Below are 4666 nucleotides of genomic sequence, written 5' to 3' on the forward strand. Positions count from 1 at the left end.
GCAGCGCGTTGCCAACTCGGCCGACGTACGTGACGCCTCGGGCGACGTACGTGACGCCTCGGGCGACGTATGTGACGCTCGGCCGACGTACGTGACGTCTCGGCCGAGGGGGGACGGCTCCAGCTAGGCCGAGAGCCAGCCGACGACGATGTCGCCGAGGATGCGGCGGTGGCGCTCGCGTACGTCGGGGGCGAGCATGTCGCGGCCGAAGAGGAAGCCGAAGGTCGCGGCGTTGGCGACCTGGAAGACGCAGTAGGAGCTGATCAGCATGTGCACGTCGACCGCGTCGACGTCGCCGCGGAGCTCGCCCGAGGCGCGGCCGCGGGCCAGCACGTCGTCGAGGAGCGAGGCTGCCGGGGTGCCGAGGTCGCGCAGCGACTCGACCTTCCCCAGGTGCTGGCCGTTGTGGATGTTCTCGACCGAGACGAGCCGGATGAAGCCCGGATGGTCGTGATGATGGTCGAAGGTGAGCTCGGCGATCCTTCGCACCGCATCCACCGGAGCCAGGTGGTCGGCGTGCAGCCCCTGCTCGGCCTCCCGGATGCGGCGATAGGCGGCCTCGAGGACGGCGAGATAGAGCCCCTCCTTGCCGCCGAAGTAGTAGTAGATCATCCGCTTGGTCGTGCGGGTGCGCTCCGCGATCTCGTCGACCCTCGCGCCCGAGTAGCCCTGTTCGGAGAAGACCTCGGTCGCGACCTCGAGCAGCTCGGCCCGGGTGCGTTCGGCGTCTCGTAGCCGCTCATCCGACTTCTCGGCGGAACGTTGGGTGTCGACCATGCCCCGAGCCTAGAGCACGGCCCACTTCCCAACACGGACCATTGTATGTACCGTTTCGTACATTAGCCACGAACGGAGACCCATGCGCACCTCGATCGCCACCGTCTGCCTCAGCGGCGGCCTGGTCCAGAAGATGTACGCCGCGGCCGAAGCCGGCTTCGACGCGATCGAGATCTTCGAGCCCGACCTCGTCGCCGCACCCCAGTCCCCTGAAGAGATCCGGGCGCTGGCCGACCGGCTCGGGCTCACCCTCGACCTCTACCAGCCGTTCCGCGACGCCGAGGGCGTCGACGAGTCGCTCTTCGCCGACGTCCTCCGCCGCGCCGAGGCGAAGTTCCAGCTCATGCGACGTCTCGGGATCGACCTGATGCTGGTCTGCAGCAACGTCGGCACCGCCACCATCGACGACGACGAGGTCTCCGCGCGACAGCTGCGCCGGCTGGGCGAGCTCGCGGCGGCGTACGACATCCGGCTGGCCTACGAGGCACTCGCCTGGGGACGGTTCGTCGACGACTACCGGCGCTCGTGGCGCATCGTCGAGCTCGCCGACCACGCAGCCGTCGGGATCTGCCTGGACAGCTTCCACATCCTCTCGCGCGGCCACGACCCCAAGCAGATCGAGGAGATCCCGGCCGAGAAGATCTTCTTCCTGCAGCTCGCCGATGCCCCCGCCCTCAACATGGACGTGCTCTCCTGGAGCCGCCACCACCGGCTCTTCCCCGGCGAGGGCAGCTTCGACCTGCCGGCCTTCCTCGCTCACGTGATCCGCGCCGGCTACGACGGACCGCTGTCGCTGGAGGTCTTCAACGACACCTTCCGCCAGACCGACCCGGTGCGCACCGCCCGCCAGGCACAGCGCTCGCTGCGCTGGCTCGCCGACCGCACCGCCGACCTGCTCGGCGAGGAGTCCGGCCACGCCGGCACCCTCCTCCCCCGGCTGCCCGAGGTCGCCGCGCCCGAGGCCTTCGACTTCGTCGAGATCAAGGCGCCCGACACCTCCGGGGTCGAGGTGCTGCTCGAGCAGCTCGGCTTCGACTTCGGCGGCTGTCACCGCAGCAAGCAGGTGCGCCTGTGGACCTGGGGTCAGGCCCGGATCGTGTGCAACGACCAGGCCAGCAGCGCCCCCGCGCCACGCATCGCCGCCGTCGGCTTCGACGTCCCCGACTCGGACCCCGCCGCGGAGCGCGCCGCACGACTGATGGCGCCACCCGTCCACCGCCGGACGTACGCCGGCGAGCAGGCCCTGCGCGCCTTCACCTCCCCCGACGGCACCGAGGTCTTCTGCTCCCACGCGGCAGACTGGATCGGCGAGTTCGACGGTGGCGTCGCAGGCACGGAGGACCGCGGCGCGCGCATCGACCACGTCAACCTGGTCCAGCCCTGGCACAGCTTCGACGAGGCGGTGCTGTTCTACACCAGCGTGCTGTCGCTGACCCCGCAGCCGAGCCAGGAGGTCGCCGGCCCGGCCGGCCTCGTCCGCAGCCAGGTGATGAGCTCGCCCGCCGGAGGCGTACGTCTTCCGCTCAACCTGCTGCCGACCGGGCAGCTTCCGACCGACCAGCAGGGCCACGCCCAGCACATCGCGCTCGCCTGCCCCGACATCATCGACGTCGTGGCGGCCGCCCGGGAGCGTGGGCTGCGGCCGCTCGCGGTGCCGGGCAACTACTACGACGACCTGGTCGCCCGCTTCGGTCTGGCCGAGGACCTCGTCGGCACCCTCCGTGCCCTCGACCTCCTCTACGACCGCGACGCCGACGGCGAGTACCTGCACTGCTACACCGAGACCGTCGGTGAGGTCTTCTTCGAGCTCGTCGAGCGACGCGAGAGCTACGACGGCTATGGCGCCGGCAACGCTCCCGTACGTCTCGCCAGCCAGGCCACCTGACCCGTCGGTCGACGGCCACTTCGTTTCAGACCTCGGAGGCGCTAGCCCCGCCGGTCGAGCCGCGAGGCCGTCTACGGCCGAGCGTGTCGAGACCAACACAGTCCCATCGAGCGCGACAGGTCACCGTGTTGGTCTCGAGCCGGAGACGCTCAGAAGTTGCCGCGGAGCTCCTGCTCGCGCTCGATGGCCTCGAAGAGCGCCTTGAAGTTGCCTTTGCCGAAGCCGAGGGAGCCGTGGCGCTCGATCAGCTCGAAGAAGACCGTGGGGCGGTCTCCGATCGGCTTGGTGAAGATCTGCAGCAGGTAGCCGTCCTCGTCACGGTCGACGAGGATGCCGCGCTTCTGCAGCTCCTCGATCGGCACGCGGACCTCACCGATCCGGGCGCGCAGCTCGGGGTCCTCGTAGTAGGAGTCGGGGGTGTTGAGGAACTCGATGCCAGCGTCGCGCAGTGCGTCGACGGTCGTCAGGATGTCGCCGGTCGCGAGCGCGAGGTGCTGGGCGCCGGGGCCCTGGTAGAACTCCAGGTATTCGTCGATCTGCGACTTCTTCTTGGCGATCGCCGGCTCGTTGAGCGGGAACTTCACCCGGTGGTTGCCGTTGGCCACGACCTTCGACATCAGCGCGGAGTAGTCGGTGGCGATGTCGTCACCGATGAACTCGGCCATGTTGGTGAAGCCCATGACCCGGCCGTAGAAGTCGACCCACTCGTCCATCTTGCCGAGCTCGACGTTGCCGACGACGTGGTCGAGCGCCTGGAAGAGCCGCTTGGGCGCACCCTCGGGCTTCTTCAGCGTCGAGGTGCGGGTGACGTAGCCGGGCAGATAGGGGCCCTCGTAGCCCGACCGGTCGACCAGCGTGTGGCGGGTCTCGCCGTAGGTGGCGATGGCGGCGATGCGTACGGTGCCGTGCTCGTCGCTCACGTCGTGGGGCTCCTCCAGGACCGTGGCGCCCTGGGCACGCGCGTGCTTGATGCACCGGTCGACGTCGGGCACCTCGAGGGCGATGTCGACGACGCCGTCACCGTGGCGGGCGTGGTGGGCGATGATCTCGCTGTCCGGCGCGACCCCGCCCTTGATCACGAACCGCACTCCCCCGCTGCGCAGCACGTAGGCGTGGTGGTCGCGGTTGCCGGTCTCGGGGCCGGAGTAGGCGACCAGCTCCATCCCGAAGGCGCTCTGGAAGAAGTGGGCGGTCTGGGTGGCGTTGCCGACGGCCCATACGACAGCGTCCCAGCCGGTGACCGGGAACGGGTCAGAGGTGTCGTCGTAGGCCACCAGGCCGACGAGCTGCTCCAGCTCGGCCAGCCCCAGTCCGGCGAGCTTCTCTTGGTTGGTCAGGGTGTCTGCAAGCGTCATGCGGTCAAGTCAAGTGGGCCGAGTCACACCAAACAAGTTGACCACTGAGCGCTGGTCAATCTGTCAGATCGGGCCAGCATTCACCGCCAGGCACTAGACAATCTGACTATCATCGAGCCATGAAGCTCGACGACCTCGACCTCACGCTGCTGGAGACGCTGCACGCCCACCCACGCGTCGGAGACCTCGAGCTCTCCCGGGTCGCCGGCGTCGCCCGAGCCACCGTGCAGAGCCGGCTGCGCAAGCTGGCCGAGGCCGGCGTGATCCGCGACTGGGCGCCCACGATCGACCCGGCCGCCGCCGGCCACACCGTGCAGGCGTTCGTGACCCTGGAGATCTCTCAGGGCGCCCTCGAGGACGTACGCCGCGACCTCGCCGAGATCCCCGAGGTGCTCGAGGCGTACGTCACCACCGGCTCCTTCGACGTCTTCTGCAAGGTCGCGACCGGATCGCACGCGAAACTGCAGGAGGTGCTCGTCCGCATCGACCAGTCCCACGCCGTCGTCCGCTCGACCAGCGTCGTCACCCTCTCGACCCTCATCGAGCCGCGCACCCTGGACCTGCTGCGCACCGACGCGAGCCCGCGCTGACCAGGTTGTGAAGCTGAGGGTGGCCTATAGACCACCCTCAGCTTCACAACCCGGCTGCT

At 69.1% G+C, this 4666-nt stretch carries 4 protein-coding genes; 2 read left to right on the forward strand and 2 right to left on the reverse strand.

The features are described from left to right. Nucleotides 1-123: 123 nt before the first annotated feature. Nucleotides 124-777 (reverse strand): TetR/AcrR family transcriptional regulator, encoded by a 654-nt coding sequence (locus H5T77_RS25405; protein WP_292653394.1) that lies wholly within the window; start codon nt 775-777, stop codon nt 124-126. 82 nt (nt 778-859) lie between these two features. Here H5T77_RS25405 and H5T77_RS25410 point away from each other — a divergent pair, with 82 nt between their 5' ends. Further along, a complete protein-coding gene (locus H5T77_RS25410) occupies nt 860-2662 on the forward strand; it encodes a bifunctional sugar phosphate isomerase/epimerase/4-hydroxyphenylpyruvate dioxygenase family protein (RefSeq protein WP_292653395.1) in 1803 nt (600 codons plus the stop codon). A 149-nt stretch (nt 2663-2811) separates the two neighbouring features. Here H5T77_RS25410 and hppD read toward each other — a convergent pair whose 3' ends face one another. Continuing rightward, on the reverse strand, nt 2812-4017 hold the full coding sequence (gene hppD, locus H5T77_RS25415) for a 4-hydroxyphenylpyruvate dioxygenase (RefSeq protein ID WP_292653396.1): 1206 nt from the start codon (nt 4015-4017) through the stop codon (nt 2812-2814). A 119-nt stretch (nt 4018-4136) separates the two neighbouring features. Between hppD and H5T77_RS25420 the strand changes: the two genes are divergently transcribed. Further along, nucleotides 4137-4607, forward strand: coding sequence for an Lrp/AsnC family transcriptional regulator (locus H5T77_RS25420; protein ID WP_292653397.1), 471 nt, complete (start codon nt 4137-4139; stop codon nt 4605-4607). Nucleotides 4608-4666 lie beyond the last annotated feature (59 nt).

The organism is Nocardioides sp. (assembly GCF_014360585.1).
GTDB lineage: Bacteria > Actinomycetota > Actinomycetes > Propionibacteriales > Nocardioidaceae > Nocardioides.

Bases quoted from the DNA above. Each gene is read 5' to 3' on its own strand.
- hppD (WP_292653396.1), bottom strand. From the start codon at position 4,017: ATGACGCTTGCAGACACCCTGACCAACCAAGAGAAGCTCGCCGGACTG.
- H5T77_RS25405 (WP_292653394.1), bottom strand. From the start codon at position 777: ATGGTCGACACCCAACGTTCCGCCGAGAAGTCGGATGAGCGGCTACGA.
- H5T77_RS25410 (WP_292653395.1), top strand. From the start codon at position 860: ATGCGCACCTCGATCGCCACCGTCTGCCTCAGCGGCGGCCTGGTCCAG.
- H5T77_RS25420 (WP_292653397.1), top strand. From the start codon at position 4,137: ATGAAGCTCGACGACCTCGACCTCACGCTGCTGGAGACGCTGCACGCC.